The 17,801-nt window shown below is 70.5% G+C and carries 16 protein-coding genes and 1 pseudogene; 10 read left to right on the plus strand and 7 right to left on the minus strand.

All coding sequences use genetic code 11. The features are described from left to right. Positions 1-184 precede the first annotated feature (184 nt). The 3 genes from AFM16_RS18090 (at position 185) to AFM16_RS18100 (ending at position 3,470) form a co-directional block, all read left to right on the plus strand. The gene (locus tag AFM16_RS18090; protein ID WP_256861322.1) at positions 185-1,228 is read left to right on the plus strand and encodes an ROK family protein; all 1,044 of its coding nucleotides are present in this window, start codon (positions 185-187) and stop codon (positions 1,226-1,228) included. Beyond that, complete coding sequence (gene nagA / locus AFM16_RS18095) at positions 1,228-2,436, plus strand: N-acetylglucosamine-6-phosphate deacetylase (RefSeq protein WP_078633939.1); 1,209 nt, start codon at positions 1,228-1,230, stop codon at positions 2,434-2,436. Before AFM16_RS18090 ends, nagA begins: the two co-directional genes overlap by 1 nt. 113 nt (positions 2,437-2,549) lie before the next feature. Then, positions 2,550-3,470: a 1-phosphofructokinase family hexose kinase gene (locus AFM16_RS18100; RefSeq protein ID WP_078633940.1), complete on the plus strand. Its 921-nt coding sequence runs from the start codon at positions 2,550-2,552 to the stop codon at positions 3,468-3,470. 13 nt (positions 3,471-3,483) lie between these two features. Here the strand turns inward: AFM16_RS18100 and AFM16_RS18105 are convergent, their stop codons facing one another. Together AFM16_RS18105 and cdgB are read right to left on the minus strand one after the other, a co-directional pair. Continuing rightward, the gene (locus tag AFM16_RS18105; RefSeq protein ID WP_030785521.1) at positions 3,484-4,422 is read right to left on the minus strand and encodes a carbohydrate-binding protein; all 939 of its coding nucleotides are present in this window, start codon (positions 4,420-4,422) and stop codon (positions 3,484-3,486) included. A 189-nt stretch (positions 4,423-4,611) separates the two neighbouring features. After that, positions 4,612-6,279, minus strand: a complete 1,668-nt coding sequence (gene cdgB, locus AFM16_RS18110; RefSeq protein ID WP_030785524.1) for a diguanylate cyclase CdgB — start codon at positions 6,277-6,279, stop codon at positions 4,612-4,614. A gap of 505 nt (positions 6,280-6,784) precedes the next feature. On the opposite strand from cdgB, the gene AFM16_RS18115 reads away from it, so the two are divergent. Continuing rightward, a complete protein-coding gene (locus tag AFM16_RS18115) occupies positions 6,785-7,303 on the plus strand; it encodes a flavin reductase family protein (protein ID WP_030785525.1) in 519 nt (172 codons plus the stop codon). Positions 7,304-7,501: 198 nt separating this feature from the next. Here the strand turns inward: AFM16_RS18115 and arfB are convergent, their stop codons facing one another. Next, positions 7,502-7,939, minus strand: coding sequence for an alternative ribosome rescue aminoacyl-tRNA hydrolase ArfB (gene arfB / locus AFM16_RS18120; RefSeq protein WP_030785527.1), 438 nt, complete (start codon positions 7,937-7,939; stop codon positions 7,502-7,504). Between the two features lie 199 nt (positions 7,940-8,138). On the opposite strand from arfB, the gene AFM16_RS18125 reads away from it, so the two are divergent. The 3 genes from AFM16_RS18125 to AFM16_RS18135 all read left to right on the plus strand — a co-directional run bounded on the left by AFM16_RS18125 (position 8,139) and on the right by AFM16_RS18135 (position 12,213). Beyond that, positions 8,139-8,714, plus strand: coding sequence for a TerD family protein (locus AFM16_RS18125; protein ID WP_030785528.1), 576 nt, complete (start codon positions 8,139-8,141; stop codon positions 8,712-8,714). A 947-nt stretch (positions 8,715-9,661) separates the two neighbouring features. After that, complete coding sequence (locus tag AFM16_RS18130) at positions 9,662-11,587, plus strand: trypsin-like serine peptidase (protein ID WP_167797208.1); 1,926 nt, start codon at positions 9,662-9,664, stop codon at positions 11,585-11,587. Between the two features lie 62 nt (positions 11,588-11,649). Continuing rightward, positions 11,650-12,213 (plus strand): hypothetical protein, encoded by a 564-nt coding sequence (locus AFM16_RS18135; protein WP_078633942.1) that lies wholly within the window; start codon positions 11,650-11,652, stop codon positions 12,211-12,213. Between the two features lie 16 nt (positions 12,214-12,229). Here the strand turns inward: AFM16_RS18135 and AFM16_RS18140 are convergent. From AFM16_RS18140 to AFM16_RS18150, 3 genes and pseudogenes are all read right to left on the minus strand, one after another. Beyond that, positions 12,230-13,104, minus strand: a pseudogene (locus AFM16_RS18140) (PhzF family phenazine biosynthesis protein). Between the two features lie 29 nt (positions 13,105-13,133). Beyond that, on the minus strand, positions 13,134-13,325 hold the full coding sequence (locus AFM16_RS18145; protein WP_078633943.1) for a DUF397 domain-containing protein: 192 nt from the start codon (positions 13,323-13,325) through the stop codon (positions 13,134-13,136). 11 nt (positions 13,326-13,336) lie between these two features. Further along, a complete protein-coding gene (locus AFM16_RS18150; protein WP_078633944.1) occupies positions 13,337-14,191 on the minus strand; it encodes a helix-turn-helix domain-containing protein in 855 nt (284 codons plus the stop codon). Between the two features lie 152 nt (positions 14,192-14,343). Here AFM16_RS18150 and AFM16_RS18155 point away from each other — a divergent pair, with 152 nt between their 5' ends. Together AFM16_RS18155 and AFM16_RS18160 are read left to right on the plus strand one after the other, a co-directional pair. Beyond that, positions 14,344-14,781: an ATP-binding protein gene (locus AFM16_RS18155; protein WP_078633945.1), complete on the plus strand. Its 438-nt coding sequence runs from the start codon at positions 14,344-14,346 to the stop codon at positions 14,779-14,781. 10 nt (positions 14,782-14,791) lie between these two features. Beyond that, positions 14,792-15,742 carry a bifunctional GNAT family N-acetyltransferase/NUDIX hydrolase gene (locus AFM16_RS18160; protein ID WP_078633946.1) on the plus strand — a complete coding sequence of 317 codons (951 nt, stop codon included), beginning with the start codon at positions 14,792-14,794 and terminating at the stop codon, positions 15,740-15,742. A 3-nt stretch (positions 15,743-15,745) separates the two neighbouring features. On the opposite strand, the gene AFM16_RS18165 is transcribed toward AFM16_RS18160, so the two are convergent. Continuing rightward, on the minus strand, positions 15,746-17,200 hold the full coding sequence (locus tag AFM16_RS18165) for a M1 family metallopeptidase (protein ID WP_078633947.1): 1,455 nt from the start codon (positions 17,198-17,200) through the stop codon (positions 15,746-15,748). A 70-nt stretch (positions 17,201-17,270) separates the two neighbouring features. Between AFM16_RS18165 and AFM16_RS18170 the strand changes: the two genes are divergently transcribed. Next, entirely contained in the window at positions 17,271-17,771 is a 501-nt protein-coding gene (locus AFM16_RS18170) for a hypothetical protein (protein WP_030785534.1), read from the plus strand. The last annotated feature ends 30 nt before the right edge of the window (positions 17,772-17,801 follow it).

Below are 17,801 nucleotides of genomic sequence, written 5' to 3' on the forward strand. Positions count from 1 at the left end.
GCTGCACTGGTCTGTTCTCCCGACTGCTCACAGATAATTGCTCCTACCAATGGACCGCTATCCGGATTAAGGTCTACACCACCTGCGTGGACTAGACCTCTTTCGGGGCCTTTGGGGCGGCACGGTACCGCGAACCCGCGAAGTGGACTAGACCTCTTGCGGGTACTCGGTCCACACTGTTCCCGTGAGACATGTCATCGCCCTCGACGTGGGCGGCACCGGGATGAAGGCCGCCCTGGTCGGGGCCGACGGCACCCTGCTGCACGAGGACCGCCGGGCCACCGGCCGCGAGCGCGGCCCCGACGCGGTGATCGCCGGCATCCTCGACTTCGCCGCCGACCTGCGCGCGCACGGGGTCGAACGGTTCGGCGAGCCCGCGGTCGCGGCCGGTGTCGCCGTACCCGGCATCGTCGACGAGACCCGGGGCATCGCCGCCTACGCCGCCAACCTGGGCTGGCGCGACGTCCCGCTGCGCGACCTGCTCACCCGGTGGCTCGACTGTCCCGTCGCCCTCGGCCACGACGTACGCACCGGCGGGCTCGCCGAGGGCCGGGTGGGCGCCGGCCGGGGCGCCGACCGCTTCCTGTTCGTCGCGCTGGGCACCGGCATCGCCGGCGCCATCGGGGTCGACGGCCGGGTGGAGGCGGGCGCGCACGGCTTCGCGGGCGAGATCGGCCATATCGTCGTACGGCCCGGCGGAACCCCCTGTCCCTGCGGCCAGCACGGCTGTCTGGAGCGGTTCGCCTCCGCCGCCGCGGTCAGCGAGGCATGGGCGGCGGCCTGCGGGGACCCGGAGGCGGACGCCGCCGACTGCGCCAAGGCCGTCACGTCCGGGGAGCCGAACGCCGTCCGGATCTGGCAGGGGGCCGTGGACGCCCTCGCCGACGGCCTGGTCACCGCGCTCACCCTGCTGGACCCGCGCACGCTCATCATCGGTGGCGGGCTCGCCGAGGCGGGGGAAACCTTGTTCACACCACTGCGGGACGCCGTCCGGCGGCGGGTCACCTTCCAGAAACTGCCGACGATCGTGCCGGCGGCACTGGGCGACACGGCGGGCTGTCTGGGCGCCGGACTCCTGGCCTGGGATCTCCTCGGCACGACGGACGGCACGGATGACGGCACGGACGCGACAGACGGCTCGGACGCAACACATGGCACGGACGCGACAGACGGCACGGATGCGACTGACGGCACGGCCACGACTGACGGTATGGAGGTAACACCCTGATGGTCACCCCCCTAGGGGCGCGGGACGACGCGCGCCGAGCCACCCACGACCCGCGGCCCGCGGCCGGCCCGGCGCCCCTGACCCTGTCCGGCGCCCATGTGGTCCTGCCCTCCGGAACGGTCCGGGGCGGCCAGGTGACCGTCGAGGGCTCCCGTATCGCCGCCACGGCGTCCGAGCACGCCCGGGTGGTCGACGCCCGCGGGCACTGGCTGGTCCCCGGCTTCGTCGACATCCACAACCACGGCGGCGGCGGCGCGTCCTTCTCCGGGACGCCCGAGGACATCCGGCGGGCCGTCGACACCCACCGCCGGCACGGCACCACCACCCTGGTCGCCTCCACCGTCACCGACGACATGGACTTCCTGGTCCGGCAGGCGGGGCTGCTCTCCGAGTTCACCGAACAGGGCGATCTCGCCGGGATCCACTTCGAGGGGCCGTTCATCTCGCCCTGCCGCAAGGGCGCGCACTCCGAGGAACTGCTGCGCGACCCGGACCCGGCGGAGGTCCGCAAGCTGATCGACGCGGCCCGCGGCCAGGCCCGGATGGTCACCCTGGCCACCGAACTCCCCGGCGGCCTGGACTCCGTACGGCTGCTCGCCGAGCACGGGGTGATCGCGGCGGTGGGCCACACCGACGCCACCTACGAGCAGACGGTCAAGGCCATCGACGCCGGGGCGACCGTCGCCACGCATCTGTTCAACGCCATGCCCGCCCTCGGCCACCGCGCGCCCGGCCCGATCGCTGCGCTCCTGGAGGACGAGCGGGTCACCGTGGAACTCATCAACGACGGCACCCATCTCCACCCGGCCGCCCTGGAACTGGCGTTCCGTCACGCGGGCGCGGACCGGGTCGCGTTCATCACCGACGCGATGGACGCAGCCGGCATCGGCGACGGCCGCTACATGCTCGGCCCGCTGGAGGTCGAGGTCAGCGAGGGCGTGGCCCGGCTGGTCGAGGGCGGCTCGATCGCGGGCTCCACCCTCACCCAGGACCGCGCGTTCAAGCGGGCGGTGACCGTCGACCGCCTCCCCGTCGAGGACGTCGTCGCCGCGCTCTCCACCAACCCGGCCCGCCTCCTCGGCCTCTCCGACACGATCGGCTCCCTCGCCCCCGGCAAGGACGCCGACCTGGTCCTCCTGGACGAGAACTTCGACCTCAAGGGCGTGATGCGCAAGGGCGCTTGGGTGGTGGATCCCCAACTGGCCTGAATCGTCCCCCCGGAACAGGACGGTGGCCGACCCGAGGGCTGGGCCGGTCGCCGTCCTTTTGGCATGATCAGGGCCGACGGGCACGGGGCAGGGACAATCGGGGGAGGTCGCGGGTGATCCTCACGGTCACGCTGAACGCCGCTCTCGACATCACCTACCGCGTACCGGCGTTGCGGCCGCACGCCGCGCACCGGGTGACGGACGTGACGGAGCGGCCCGGCGGCAAGGGGCTGAACGTGGGCCGGGTGCTGGCCGCGCTCGGGCACGACGTGACGGTCACCGGGTTCGTGGGCGGCGGCACCGGCCGTCTGATACGCGAGCGGCTCACCGGGGTCGAGGACGCGCTGGTGCCGGTCGCGGGCCCGTCCCGCCGTACGGTCGCCGTGGTCGACGCCCGCACCGGCGACACCACCCAGCTCAACGAACCCGGCCCGCTGGTCACCGCGGCCGAGTGGGCCGCGTTCCTGGGGGTGTACGGGGAGCTGGTGGCCGGCGCCGAGGCGGTGGCGCTGTGCGGCAGCCTGCCGCCGGGGGTGCCGGTGGGGGCGTATGCGGGCCTGGTCCGTACGGCACGGGCGGCCGGGGTGCCGGTCCTGCTGGACACCAGCGGGGAGCCGCTGCGCCGGGGCGTCGCCGCCCGCCCGGACATCATCAAGCCGAACTCCGACGAACTGGCCGAACTCACGGGCTCCCACGAGCCCTTGAAGGCGACCCAGGACGCCCGGCGCCGCGGCGCCCGGGCCGTGGTCGCCTCGCTCGGCGCCGAGGGCCTGGTGGCGGCGACCGACGAGGGCCGCTGGCGCGCCGCCCCGCCGGCCCGGCTCCGCGGCAACCCGACGGGCGCGGGCGACTCCGCCTCCGCCGGCCTGCTCTCCGCCCTCGCCGAGGGCCTCCCCTGGCCCGCCCGCCTGACCCGAGCGGTAGCCCTGGCGACGGCAACGGTCCTGTCCCCCACGGCAGGCGACTTCGACCGCACGTCCTACGAGGAACTGCTGGGCCGGGTCGGGGTGACCACGGAGGTCACCGCGGCCTGACGAAGGCCCGCGCTCAGCCCTTGGTGAGCCAGAGCTGGTCGAGGTTCACGTCGCACTTGTTGCCGTCGGCGCAGGTGACGTCGATGGTGTTCGTGCCCTTGGTCAGGTTCACGCTGGCCCAGGTGTTCTGCCAGCCCTTTTCCCAGTCGCCCTGGGGAGAATTGCTGAAGTTCTTCATGTTCAGCGCACGGGTCTGGGGGATGCCGTTGACCACCAGCGTCGCGTCGGCGTCGACGCCGGGGATGCCGTACTGCACGTACAGCCGGTAGCCGCCCGCCTTGGGGATGCCGTTGACCGTCCAGGAGACCTTGGCGCCGACCTGGTTGAAGCCCGTGACGTAGATCCCGCCGTCCGACTTGGCGCCCTTGTACTGGTTGGACGTGGTGGCGCCGCCCTCCAGCTTCAGTGCCTTCGCCTCGATCGTCGGCAGCTTCTCCTCCGTGGCCTCGCTGGTGGAGGACTCGCTCGGGGAGGCGCTCGCGGAGGTGGAGGGGGTGGTGGAGGGCTGGTCGCCGGCGTTGTCGCCGGTGCCGTCGTCCCCGCCCGTCATCGCGATGGCGATGCCGACGACGACCGCGGCGACCACCGCGACCGCGCCGATCAGCAGGCCCTTGGTGTTGGGGCCGCGGCCACGGCCGCCACCGCCCGGTACGGGCTGCTGACGGCCGGTCGGGCCGCCCGGGCCGCCGGGGAAGGTCTCGGGTGCGGCGTAGTTCGCGTTCGGCTGGCCGTACGCGCCCTGCTGGGGGACCGTCGGCTGCCCGTACTGAGCCGTCTGCTGCTGCGGCTGTCCGTACTGGCGCTCGCCTACCGCGCGCACCCGGCTGACCGAGTTCGGGTAGCCGTAACCACTGGAGGGCGGCTGGGCTCCGTTGGCCTGACCGTCGGCGTAGAGGTAGCCGAACGGGTCGTCGTCCTCGGGCGTGCTCGCGCCGTTGTTGCCGGGCGTCATCCCTTCGTACTCCTCAACAGGTGCGGGTCAACAGGTGCGGGGTTGATGCGATGCAATGCGATTCAAGGGTGAGAAGGGCGAGCCTACCCGCTCCGGGTGACCCGAACGGGTGACTCGGATCGCATCGACTCGGCCACGAAGACGCCCACCCGGCCCTGCCTGGGCCGATCCGGGACTGCGATCCGGGACTCATCCCGCCCGTCTGTGCTGTTTGGGACGAGATCGTTTCTCGACGTACATCCGCTCGTCGGCGGACTTCAGCACTTCGTCCGCGGTCATCCCGCAGTGCGCCCACCCGATGCCGAAGCTGGCGCCGACCCGGACGGCCCGGCCCTCGGCGCGGATCGGCTGGATGATCTCGTTGCGCAGCCGGACGGCGAGGTCCTGGGCGTCGGCGCGGCCGAGACCGTCGGCGAGGATGACGAATTCGTCACCCCCGAGCCGGGCGACGGTGTCGCCGTCGCGGACGCACTGCGACAGCCGCCGCGCGACCTCGATGAGAACCGCGTCACCCGCGTTGTGCCCGAACCGGTCGTTGATCGACTTGAAGCCGTCGAGGTCGCAGAAGAGCACCGCGAGCCCCTTGGTGCCGTCGTCGCGGCCGTCCTCCTCGGGGGCGGCGGTGTGCACATGGTGGTCGAAGGCGTCGAAGCTCTGCGCGCCGCCGGGCCGGTAGTCGAAGCCGTGGCCGTTGGCGTCGAAGGCGGGGTGGCCGTACGCCTGGTCCATGGCGTCGACGACGGCCGGGTGGGTGGACTGGGGGCGCTGGCAGATCCGGGCGGACAGGCGCGAGCGCAGCTCGGCGGAGTTCGGCAGTCCGGTGAGGGAGTCGTGCGAGGCGCGGTGGGCGAGCTGGAGCTCGCGGCGCTTGCGCTCCTCTATGTCCTCGACGTGGGTGAGGAGGAAGCGGGGCCCGTCGGCGGCGTCGGCGACGACGGAGTTGCGGAGGCTGACCCAGACGTAGGTGCCGTCCCGGCGGCCGAGGCGGAGTTCGGCGCGGCCGCCCTCGGCGGAGGTGCGGAGCAGGGTGCCTATGTCCTCGGGGTGGACGAGGTCGGAGAAGGAGTAGCGGCGCATCGCGGCGGCGGGCCGGCCCAGGAGGCGGCACAGGGCGTCGTTGGTCCGCAGGATCCGCCCGTGCTGGTCGCCGCCCATCTCGGCGATGGCCATGCCGGAGGGGGCGTATTCGAACGCCTGCCGGAAGGACTCCTCGCTGGCGCGCAGGGCCTGCTGTTCGCGTTCGAGCCGGACCAGTGCCCGCTGCATATTCGCGCGTAGACGTGCGTTGCTGATGGCGATGGCTGCCTGGAACGCGTACATCTGGAGCGCTTCGCGGCCCCAGGCGCCGGGCAGCCGGCCGTTGCGCGGCCGGTCCACGGACAGGACGCCGATGAGTTCGCCGCCGGGCCCGGTGCCGGGCGTGGGGGGTGTGAACATCGGCGCGAAGAGCCGGTCGGAGGGGTGCCACTCGTTCTCGAAGCGGGGCGCGGGCCCGTCGGTGTACCACTGCGGTACGTCGTCGTCGTCGAGGATCCAGCCCTCGGTGTGGGGTATGAAGACCAGGTCGCCCCAGGTCTCGCCCATGCTGAGGCGGCGCTCCCAGGACTCGCGCGAGCCGACCCGGCCGGTGATCAGGGCCTCGGCGGCGGGGTTCCCGGCCAGGGCGGCGACCACGAGATCGCCGTCGGCGCGGACGAGGTTGACGCACGCCAGCTCGTAGCCGAGTGCGGTGACGACGCCGTCGGCGACGGTCTGCAAGGTGTCGGCCAGGCTGCGGGCCGTGTTCATGTCGGCCATGACCTGGTGCAGCTGTCGCAGGGACGCAAGACGGACGTACGGTTCCGACTCGGTCTCCATGCTTCGCCCTCCCCCCGAGACTTCGCAGCGAATCAAGGGTTGTCTTCGGCGTGACGTCGTTTCTGGTGCTGTCCGTCGGTGTGGGTGTCCTGGTGACGCCGTGACGCCTCCGCCACTGAATCACAGCGCGCTGCCCACTCGGTACACAGGGTCAACAATTAATGCCCCTTGTGACTCAAGTCACATATAAACGTGAACAATTGAGTGGAGTTTCTGCGTTTTCCCTGTGTGTTTACTGAGCGTATGACGACACACGGCCGAGCGTACGGGAAGCTCCGCGGAATCGCCCCGCCACCGGGAGATCGGTGACCGCGCCGAGATCTGCCGAAGGAAGTGCCACGGGATCCGTCGGGGGTCCTACGACCATGGGGGCGGCCGGGCTCGGACGCAAGCCCGATGCGGGCCCCGCGGGGCGGACACTAGCGTGCCGGACGTGCTGCCTCCCGACGTGCTGAAGACTCCCCCTGTCCCCGCCCCCGCCGCGGCCCCCGGGCATGCTGTGGGGGTGAGCAACGACGAGTTCCGCGCGGTGATGTCCCGGCTGGCGGGCGGGGTGGTCCTGGTGACCGCGCAGGAGCCGCCGCTGGACCCGGACGACCCCGGCGCGCCGCAGGGCGAGTACGCCGGGATGACGGCCACCGCCTTCCTCTCGGTCTCCCTGGATCCCCCGCTGGTCCTGGTCAGCCTGCGCACCGGCTCCCGGATGGACGACCTGCTCGACGAACAGCCGCTGTGGGCGGTGTCGGTGCTCGCCGAGAGCCAGCGGCACATCGCCGGCCGGTTCGCGATGAAGGGCCGGCTCAGCGACCGGCTGCTCTTCGAGGACATCCCGTACACCCCCGGCGCCCTCACCGGAGCGCCCCTCGTGGGCGGCGCCCTGGGCACCCTGGAGTGCCGTACCGAACAGCGGGTGACGGCGGGGGACCACACGCTGGTGATCGGCCGGGTGCTGGGCGCGCGGATGCCGAGCGCGGAGGGCGGGCCGCTGCTGTATTTCCGGGGCAGGTACCGGCAGTTGGGGTGACCCGGCGAAACAACTGAACGGGAATTTCGTCCGGTCCGGATTAGTCACAGGCGCGAACACCGACGCCCCGTCAGGAATTCGGGCGCATCCCGAACTGAGCGCCCTTTCCGCTTCCTTGACCTTGCTGACGACTGTTCCCGGGACTTCCCGGAATCACAGTTCGCCTTCACGTTCGTACACGTTCGCTGTGCCGCGCAATCAGCTCCAGTCGCGTCCGGTGCGCCCCCGCTTGGTCTCCGCGCGCTGTTTCTTCTCCCGCAGCCGGCGTTCGTTGATCCCGCGCGGGATGCGGGTCGCCCGGCGCGGCTTCGGCGGCGGCGCGGTGGCCTCCGCGAGCAGCGCGGCGAGGCGTACGGCGGCGGTCTCGCGGTTGCGCCACTGGGAGCGGTGCTCGGAGGAACGGACGGCGACGACGCCGTCGACGAGCCGCCCGGCGAGGCGCTCCAGCGCCCGCGCCTTCCACACCTCGGGCAGGGCCTCGGTGCGGGCCAGGTCGAAGCGCAGCTCCACCTGGGAGTCGCTGGTGTTGACGTGCTGGCCGCCCGGGCCCGAGGACCGCGAGAACCGCCAGACCAGCTCCGCCTCGGGCAGGGCGACGGAGCCGCGGATGAGATAGGGACCGGACATGCCGTCCATGGTCCCCGCCCGGCCGGGTCCGCGTCACCCCAATATCGCCGAGGGGAGCGGCCGGTGGGTCCGGTGGGTCCGGTGGAGGGACAGTTGGTAAAGAAAGTAAAGACACGGGGAACCTTCGGGCCCCTTGCTCGCGTTCATAGGGATAGCTGTAGCTTCGTGCCGCGAAGCCTCTACGCAACGAGGGAAAGGACTCCCAACCATGGCTGTAAGCCTGTCCAAGGGTGGCAACGTCTCGCTCACCAAGGAGGCTCCGGGCCTGACCGCCGTCACCGTGGGCCTCGGCTGGGACGTCCGCACCACCACCGGCACGGACTTCGACCTCGACGCCTCGGCGATCGCGGTCAACCCGCAGGGCAAGGTCTACTCCGACGGACACTTCGTGTTCTTCAACAACAAGCAGACCCCGGACCAGACCATCGTCCACACCGGCGACAACCGCACCGGTGAGGGCGCGGGCGACGACGAGGCGATCAACGTCAACCTGGCCGGTCTCCCGGCCGACGTCGACAAGATCGTCTTCCCGGTCTCGATCTACGACGCGGAGAACCGCTCGCAGAACTTCGGCCAGGTCCGCAACGCCTACATCCGCATCGTCAACCAGGCCGGCGGCGCCGAGATCGCCCGCTACGACCTGAGCGAGGACGCGGCGACGGAGACCGCGATGGTCTTCGGCGAGCTGTACCGCAACGGCGCGGAGTGGAAGTTCCGCGCGGTCGGCCAGGGCTACGCCTCGGGCCTGGCGGGCATCGCCCAGGACTTCGGCGTCAACGTCTGACCTGACCCGGATTCCTTGCACGGAGCCCCTGGTCCCGCTCTCGGGCGGCACCAGGGGTTTCGTGTGCCCGCGGACAGATACGAGGGGTGCTCGAGAAGGAACCGGCGCGGGACTTCCCTGCCCCCGCCCCTCCATCGCAGCCAAGCCGTGCTCAGGCGGGTCCCGGTCTGCCGGCCCCTGGTGCGGGCGCGACGTGGCTTCCTCGACCGGCGCCGGGCTGCTCAACCGAGAGGCCGAGCGGCCCGCCCAGGCCCCAAGTGCTGTCTCGGCACTTGCGCCGTCGGCCTTCCGGCGGCCCAAAGGCTCCCGGTAACTCGCCCGCCCGGACGCCCCCGAGATCTGGCCTCCCCCTGGCCGACGGCCTCGTCGCTCCCCTCACCTGGGGCGAATAGTCGCCAAATTACATTTGCGTTCTTGGGAGCGGAGGGAACGCGCAAGGGCTGATTCATGGGCAAACTCGCGCGGAATGAAGAATTCCCTTCATGGCGCGTTCCATCCGGTCCGACTCGAGCTCACAGAAAAGCGATCGGATGATTCGTGAGATTCGCATATGGTTCAGCCGAGCGAGCCGCACAGGCATACGTTTGAGTGCGGTTCCCTGAAACAGCGTCATGTCGTCGTGCGCCCAAGCGCATGGCGAATGCGCGGACGCCACCTGACGGCCTGACCAACCGTGAAAGGTAATCCCATCTGTGAGCAAGTACGCGATACGCCCGAGGTGGAAATTCGGCGGGCTCGGCCTGGTGACTGCGGCAATTCTGCTGGCCGCCCCCGCCGCGGCGGCCTTACCGACGCCACCACCCCAGGCCGGAACCGGCGCCTCAACGGCGTCCCCGACACCGCCTCGGGCCGACACAACCACGCCCTCTCCATTGTCGACCGGTGCCAGTGCCTCTGCCTCCTCGGAGCCGACACACGAGAGCGAGTCGTCCCCGGGGCAGGCGTCAGTGACCGTGCCGACGGACGTTCCGCTGCCTCCGGGGCAGGTGTTGAAGGCGACGCCCGAGGAGATCGCCGAAGCAGAGGCCGCAGAGAGCTACTGGACGCCCGAACGCATCGCCGACGCCGTACCTGTGGAGCTGGAAGCAGACGAAGGCGGAGAGAAGGACGCCGAGAAGGCTCCATCACTCGGGCAGAAGTCGGACGCGGCCTCTGCGTTCGACAAGAGGGGTGTGGCGACCGCCGGTGTCTTCCTCATCGCCGACGATGACGACCCACAGCCTGACCCCGGAAGCCGGGATCAGTTCTGTTCGGCCTCCTCCGTCGCCTCCCCGACGAAGTCGCTCATCATCACCGCAGCGCACTGTCTCAACGACAACGACCGTTTCAAGTCCCTGGCCTTCGCACCGGGCTGGAAGCCGGACCCGGCGCACAGGGGCCGTGGGATTGCCCCCTACGGAATCTTCCCCATCAAGAAGGGGAAAGTCTGGATCGACGGACGCTATCTGGCCCAGGGGCCGGCCAAAGCCGACGACTTGGACTTCGCCATCCTCAGGGCCGGACCGAACTCGAAGGGTGAATTCCTGGAGAATGCAACCGGCATGGGAAACGAGCTGACCACCCTGCATTCCTCGCAGCTTGCCCAGCGCAATGTCGCCCTCATCGGATTCCCGGGCGGGTCGAAAGCACCGCTCGTCTGTCCTTCTTCCACCACCAAGGGATTCGAGGGCAGGTTCCTCGAAATCGCTTGCGACGGCTTCGCTCCAGGCGTCTCTGGTGGTCCCTTCCTGCGGAACTTCGACGGCAAACGGGGCGACATCATCGGCGTCATCGGCGGCTACAAGACGGGTGGGACACGGGACGATGTCTCGTACTCCTCCCAGTTCGACGCTGACGTGGTCCGTCTCTACAACCAGGCAGTCAACGACTACGCGCCGGACACTCCGAAGGGCGCCGAGGGCATGGGAGACGCCAAGCTATGGCGACACGCCATGGCCGCGACCCCCGGCACGTTTCACACCGAGTCGCAGAAGTACGGCGACTCCGACCTGATCGTCAAATGGAGCGACGGTGAGGTGACGCTCTACCCCGGAGACCAGAACCAGGGCTTCTACACCGGGTGCAAGGCCGGGCAGCCCTGCGAGGTGCAGTTGGCCAAGCCCAACGATCTCTGGAGCAAGTACGCCGACGTCGTCACCGCAGGCGACTACACCGGATCCAACGCTTACGACCTGCTGGTGAAGTGGTCGGACGGTGAAGTGACGATCTACAAGGACATCGACCAGAAAAGCAAGCTCCCCACCTCGTCGAGCCAGCACCCGGCGAACGAGATCAAGATCGCCCAAGCGGGCTCCGTCTGGAAGCACGCCAGGGGCATCGCGACGGGAAAGTACGGCGGCAACAAGTGGCCTGACGACCTCATCGTCCGCTGGGTCGACGGCGAGGTCACCAAGTACACCAACGTCGATGGCGCCGGCCTCCACGCGGAGACTCAACTGCTCGCCAAGAACAGTCTCTGGGCCAGCGACTCCATCCTCATCACCGGGGGCGACTTCGACGGCGACACCAGCGACACCAACCCGAACTACGACCTCTTCGTGAAGTGGTCCGACGGCAGCCTGACCATCTATCAGGATGTCGGCACCCGAGGTCTGGGCGGCAAGTCCACAGTGCTCGCGGCGAACAGCACCTGGCCCCATGCCCGTGTCATCGCAGCAGGCGAGTTCGGCGCCAACAACTGGGAGGACGACCTGTTCGTCCGCTGGTCGGACGGCGAAGTGTCCATGTACGGCAATACTCAGGCCGACGCGCTCGGCCGCGAGTACCAACTGGTTCCGCCGCCGAACGGCTTCGCCGCCCCGAGGGCTGCACAGTCGAGCGATCCGTGCGCCCAGGTCTGTGGTCCCGAGCTGTACCGCCGCAGTACCCGATAGACGCCCAGCACGTGGCGCCGCTTCCTCGGCGGCGCCACGTCCGTACTCACGACGGGAACCGCATGCACGCACACCGCACTCTCGCCCGCAGTATCGCCATCGCCCTCACCCTCGCCTTCACGGCCCTGGCCGCCGGCTGCACGGAGGAGGCGCGAAGGCCGAAGGAGACACCGGACGGTGGAACGCCGTCCGTGACGCAGCCCCCTGCATGGGAGGGCAAGGGAGACCAAGAAGCGGCGATGAAGAGGGCCACGCGCGCGCTGAACGCCGTCGAACCCGACAGCGCCGCGCGCGAGGACTCGGGCACGGCGACTCTGGCGGACGGGCTGGACCGCACCTTCGCGGCACGCGGAGACCGCCCCTACACCTTCGACATCGCCTGCCAGGCCGCAGCGCCGCACACCGTCGTCCTCACCCTCGTACGCGGTGACGCGGAGAGCGAGTGGGAGGTGGAGTGCGGCGACCGCGAGGCGGACCAGTTCAACGTCCCCGCCGGGGCCCCCTTCACCGCGGCGGTCGCACCGGCGAAGCCGGTCGTGGACGGTCTCGTCCTGTGGCGGCTCAATACTGTCGCTCTTGAGGACGTGGAGGACTGTGTGGACGACATCACGGGGTGCGAGAACTGACGGAGGTCCCGTCTTCTCAGCCGATGCACGCCCCCGTGCCGCTGACGCGGATCCTGGGGTCGCCCGCGCGCAGAGTGACCGTCAGTTCGCCGGGGCGGCCGAGGTCGTGGCCCTGGTGGAGGGTGAGGACGGCGTCCTCGGGGACCAGGCCGAGTTCACGGGTGTACGCGCCGAACGCGGCCGCCGCCGCACCGGTCGCCGGGTCCTCGACGACCCCGCCGACGGGGAACGGGTCACGGATATGGAACACGGTGTCCGACTCCCGCCACACGAGCTGAACCGTGGTCAGATCCAGCCGGTGCATCAGCGCTTCGAGCGGGCGAAGTCGTACGCCAGGTCCGCGAGCCGCTCGCGTGTGGCCGCCGCCAGGACGAGATGGCGGGCACCGGCGAACGCGATCCGGGGCGGAAAGGCCGGGTCGAGATCGGCGGCCGGCCAGCGCAGCGCGGCCAGCGCCTCCGTGAGGTCGGCGTCGTCGATCCCGGTGACATGCGGCTCGACGCTGGTGAGCGTGGCCCTGAGCACGCCGCTCTCCTCCCGCACCTCCACCGGCACGGTCCCGGCGCGCGTCGCGAACACCAGCTCCCCCGGCCCGATCCGCTCGGCCAGCGCGATCGCCGTGGCGACGGTGGCATGCCCGCAGAACGGCACCTCGGCCTTCGGACTGAAGTACCGGATGCCGTACACCCGCCCCTCCGGCCCACCGAGCCCCTCCGGGGGCGGGGTGAGGAACGCGGACTCCGAGTACCCGAGGTCGGCGGCGATGCCCAGCATGTCGGCGTCGCCCAGCCCGGCGGCGTCCAGCACGACACCGGCGGGATTCCCCCCGTCCGGATCGCTGGAGAAGGCGGTGTAACGCAACACCTCGGGCCGGGGCACGTTCGTCGTCATGGCGATGCCAACGTGAGGTGAGCCTGCGGCTATTCCGGCTCGTGCCGCGCGGCGCTCTTGATCTCCCGTATCAGCCCCAGCAGCCCGACGGGGGACCCGACCAGCTCCGTCGCGGGCGATTCGCCCTCGCGAAGGAGGATGTGGGACTCGACGTCGGCAAGCTCGACGCAGTTCTCTCCCCCGGCTCCGGAGAACGACGACTTCTGCCACTGCACGGACATAGTGTGACCTCTCACAGTTCTCGTGTGATGTCGTGGACGAATCGGCGCGAGCCCTCCTCATCGAGCGCGGCTCGCTCAGCGAGGTCGAGCAGTGTGCCGTACTTCTTGAGCTGGACGCCTCCATCGAGGAGAATCCCGCCCACCACGCTGTCCACCTGGACGGTGTCCAGCCGAGGGACGACCCCGCCGGCGTACAGGACAGGCTGAGTGGCCTCCACGAACTCCTCGCTGGTGAAAGGGATCACCCGCAAGGTGACCGCCGGGCGCTCGGATACCTCCAGCAGATGGACCAGTTGGGCCCGCGCCACCTTTCGGCCACCGACCCGCATCCTGAGGGCCGCCTCGTGGATGACCATGACGAAGGGCGGTGGCACGTCGCGTTCGAAGATCTGGCGGCGCTTCTGTCTGAACTCGACTCGTACGTCCACTTCTTCGGCGGGGAGCACGGGGATATGGCCGCCGTAGACGGCACGCGTGTAGTCCTCGGTCTGGAAGACACCGGGAAGCGTCATCGGCTGGAGCGCCCGCAACGACGTCGCGTGATGCTCAAGTTCGGCCACATCGAGAAAACCGGGGGCCAGGACACCCCGGTACGCCTCCCACCAGCCCTGTCCTCGTGACTCACGGGTGATCGCGCACAGGGCGTCAATCAGGGCCGTGTCGTCGCACGAGTAGAACACCGCCAGCCGCCGGACCCGCTCCTCACTGATCCCCAGGCGCCCCGCCTCGATATGGCTGATCTTCGCCTGATCGGTCGACAGCAGGCCGGCGGCCTCGCGAGCCGTCCTCCCGGCGGATTCCCTCAACTTCCTCAGTTCCGAGCCCAGTCGGACCTGGCGGGCGGAGGGATTGTCTCTCAGTGGCATGGATTCCGTTCCTCTCGGCAACCGAGTCTGCCGTGCCGGGCCGGACCGGTCCACTCGCCCGAGTGAATCATCAGGGGCAACCTTGCTCCGGAGCAAGGTTGCCCCTACCTTCGAACCGTCAACGCACCCCTGCCTCAAGGAGGTTGAAGTCCATGCACGCCAAGCCCGCCGTCCCGCAGAACTACCACCTCACCGCCCCCGCATCGCTCATCGCGCCCCGCATCTGCCGGGACACAGTGGCCCTCCTGCTCGCCGCCAACGGCCACACCGCCAACCTGGCCGACACCGCCCGCATCCTCGTATCCGAGGTCGTCACCAACGCCGTCGTGCACACCGCGACCCCGACACTGCACCTGCAGACCTCGGTCACCGCCGACGGCGTACGGGTCTCCGTCTACGACGACGTCCCCGCCAGGGCGCCTATGACCCCCGTGACCGCAACCGACGGCGAGGGCGGGCGCGGGCTGCGTCTCGTCCAAGCGCTCGCGCACGACTGGGGAGCCGGACACGCCGGTCAGGCGCCTTTCGGATACGGCAAACGCGTCTGGTTCGAACTCCGTGATCCGACCGCCCCCGCCTCTCCCCGCTAGCCTGCGCCCCATGCTCCTCACGCCGCTGGCCCTCACCCCGGATCACGACATCCCCGGCCCCCTGCTCACCGAGCTGACCGCTCTCTACGCCTCCGATCACGCCTTTCAGGCACTCAGTGGGGACTTCCCCGAGCCGGGCGACATCCGGCCGGAGCAGGTCGCGGCCGCGCTCGCCGAGGAGTTGGCGCATCCGGACGCCGAGGTGCTGCTCGCCCGGAGCGCGGGGCGGCTCGTCGGGGTGGTGATCACCCTCGCCCGGCATCCCGACCCGGCCGACCCCGACCCGTGGATCGGGCTGCTGATCGTGGACGCCGCCGTCCAGGGGCAGGGGCACGGGCGCCGGATCGCCGAGCGGGTGGAGGCGCGGTTCCGGCAGGCCGGCCGTACCGCCGTACGTCTAGCCGTCCTCGACGCCAACCCCAAGGGGCTCGCCTTCTGGACCGCCCTCGGCTACGAGGTGATCGCCCACCGCCCCGACCTCCAGCACGGCCGCCCCTGCACCGTCCTGCGCAAACGCCTGCGCACGCCCCGCGCCGCCGCCCGGATCGCCGTCGTGGACCCCGAGGGCGCCGTCTTCCTCTTCCGGTACGACAACGTCGAGGTCGGCGTCCACTGGGCGCTGCCCGGCGGCGGACTTGAGCCCGGCGAGTCACCGCAGGAGGGCGCCCTGCGCGAACTGCGCGAGGAGACCGGCTGGACCGACCTGGCCCCCGGCCCCCTCCTGTGCACCTGGGAGCACGACTTCACCCACTCCGGCGTCCCCGTCCACCAGCACGAGCACGTCTACGTCACCGAGGGCCCGCGCCGGGAGCCCACCGGCCCCCACCTCGCCGCGGCGCACGCCACGGACGGCATCCTCACCTGGCGCTGGTGGACCCGGGAGGAGCTGCGGAACGCCCCCGAGCCGGTGTGGCCGCCCGATCTCGCCCGGCTGCTCGACCGGCGGGACGGAACCACCTAGGCCCTAGGGCAGTTCCGGCTTGCCCTCGCCGTACAGCCAGTCGTCCCAGATCTCGTCGAAGTCCGTGTCCGGCGCCTGGCGTTCCACGTAGGCCGTGAAGTCGGACGTGGACGCGTTGCCGTGGCGGTGCTCGGCGGCCCAGCCCTGGACGATGTCGTAGAACGCGTCGTCGCCCACCGCCTTCCGGATCAGATGGACGACCATCGCGCCGCGCTGGTAGACCGGGGTGTCGGAGATCGTGTCGGCGCCGGACGGCTTGCCGGGCGGGTAGTCCCAGAGGTCCTCGTACCTGCCCTCGCCGTGCTCGTACAGCTCGGTGAAGGTCTCCTCGGCGGACTTGCCGCCCTCGTCCTCCTGCCACAGCCACTCGGCGTAGGTCGCGAAGCCCTCGTTGAGCCACATGTCCTGCCAGGTCTTCGGGGTGACGGAGTCCCCGAACCACTGGTGGGCGATCTCGTGGACGAAGGTCGCGGTGTCGGGCGCGCCGGGGAAGACCGGCCGGTTCTGGGTCTCCAGGGCGTAGTCGGAGTCCTCCGGCCGGTCGACGATCGCGCCCGTTGAGGAGAAGGAGTACGGCCCGAAGTTGTACTCCGCCCACTCCAGCACCTCGGGCAGCCGGGCCAGCACCGCCCGGCTCTTCGCGGCCTGCGCCGGGTCGACGGCGACGTACACCGGCAGTCCGTCCGGGGTCGTGGACCGGGTCACCTCGTAGCGGCCGATCGCGAGGGTGGCGGCATGGCTCGCCATCGGCTCGGCGGTGCGCCAGACGAACGTGGTGCGCCCGCCGTCGGTCCGCTCGCTCCTCAACTCCCCGTTGGACACGGCCGTCAGGCCCTTGGGGACGGTGACGGCGAGGTCGTAGGACGCCTTGTCGGAGGGGTGGTGGCTGCCGGGGAACCAGGCCATGGTGCCGGTCGGTTCGCCGAGCGCCAGCGCGCCGTCCGCGGTGGGCAGCCAGCCCTCCTCGGAGCCGTCCGGGTCGGTGACCGTCCGGGGGCGGCCGGAGTACTCCACCGTCACCTCGAAGGTCTCGCCCTCGCCGATCCGCTCGCGCGGGCGGACGGTCAGCTCCTGGCCCTCGCGGCCGGTGGCGGCCTCCCGGCCTCCGACCACGACCTTGGAGACGTCCAGTCCGGTGAGGTCCAGGTCGAACGCGTCGAGGTCCTGGGTGGCGCGGGCCGTGATCACGGCCTTGCCGGTCAGCCGGCCGGAAGCGGCATCCTCGTCGTCGCTGTCATCGGGCTCCCAGGCCAGTGTCAGGCCGTAGTGCGTGACGTCGTAGCCGCCGTTGCCCGCCTTCGGGAAGTACGGGTCGCCCACACCGGCCGCACCCCGCGCCGAGCCGCCGCCCGAGCCACCCGAGCCGCCCTCCGATCCGCCGTCGCATCCGCTCACGCTCAGGGTGAGTGCGGTGGTCAGGAGCACGGCGGCCGGGACAAGGTGTAAGGATCGGGACATGTCAGAGATCCTAAAGGGCCCACGGGTCCGGACGGCGGGCGCGGCCCCAGCGGCGTGACACCATCCCTACGTGCTCGACATCGGCTACGCCCTCTCCAACCGCTTCCCGGACCCCCCGCAGACGGACTACCGCCGCGCGGACGTCCACACCCTGCGCCACGACCTGTTCTGCGGGGACGTCTACCTCGCCGACACCAAGGCCGACCGCGAGGTGTCCACAGCCTGGGGATGGGTGCCGGTGCTGGACTTCGCGTGGGCGCTGTGCGACATCGTGGAGCGGATCGACCGGGACCCGGCGGGCTCCCGGGCCTCCCGCCCCCAGTACGCCGAGCTGGACTTCACCGAGTCCACCGACCGCATGCTCTTCGAGCGCCGCTTCGGCTGGGTGGACATCGAGGCCGACTGGATGCCGGCCGAGGAGCCCCCGCTCACCTTCTCCCACGGCGCGCTGCGCCGCGAGGCCCGCGACTTCCTCCACGATCTGATCGCCGATCTGGTCGACCTGCACGAGGACCTGGGCGAGAACCCGGCGATCTGGACGCTCCAGGCCCGCTTCCCGCGCATCGCCTGAACCCTCGAAGTTACCTGACGGTATGGCGTG

The organism is Streptomyces antibioticus (assembly GCF_002019855.1).
Classification (GTDB): Bacteria; Actinomycetota; Actinomycetes; order Streptomycetales; family Streptomycetaceae; genus Streptomyces; species Streptomyces antibioticus_B.

Coding starts and splice junctions, on each gene's coding strand:
- nagA (WP_078633939.1), top strand. CDS start 1,228: ATGGTCACCCCCCTAGGGGCGCGGGACGACGCGCGCCGAGCCACCCAC.
- AFM16_RS18105 (WP_030785521.1), bottom strand. CDS start 4,422: ATGACGCCCGGCAACAACGGCGCGAGCACGCCCGAGGACGACGACCCG.
- cdgB (WP_030785524.1), bottom strand. CDS start 6,279: ATGGAGACCGAGTCGGAACCGTACGTCCGTCTTGCGTCCCTGCGACAG.
- arfB (WP_030785527.1), bottom strand. CDS start 7,939: ATGGACGGCATGTCCGGTCCCTATCTCATCCGCGGCTCCGTCGCCCTG.
- AFM16_RS18125 (WP_030785528.1), top strand. CDS start 8,139: ATGGCTGTAAGCCTGTCCAAGGGTGGCAACGTCTCGCTCACCAAGGAG.
- AFM16_RS18135 (WP_078633942.1), top strand. CDS start 11,650: ATGCACGCACACCGCACTCTCGCCCGCAGTATCGCCATCGCCCTCACC.
- AFM16_RS18145 (WP_078633943.1), bottom strand. CDS start 13,325: ATGTCCGTGCAGTGGCAGAAGTCGTCGTTCTCCGGAGCCGGGGGAGAG.
- AFM16_RS18150 (WP_078633944.1), bottom strand. CDS start 14,191: ATGCCACTGAGAGACAATCCCTCCGCCCGCCAGGTCCGACTGGGCTCG.
- AFM16_RS18155 (WP_078633945.1), top strand. CDS start 14,344: ATGCACGCCAAGCCCGCCGTCCCGCAGAACTACCACCTCACCGCCCCC.
- AFM16_RS18160 (WP_078633946.1), top strand. CDS start 14,792: ATGCTCCTCACGCCGCTGGCCCTCACCCCGGATCACGACATCCCCGGC.
- AFM16_RS18165 (WP_078633947.1), bottom strand. CDS start 17,200: ATGTCCCGATCCTTACACCTTGTCCCGGCCGCCGTGCTCCTGACCACC.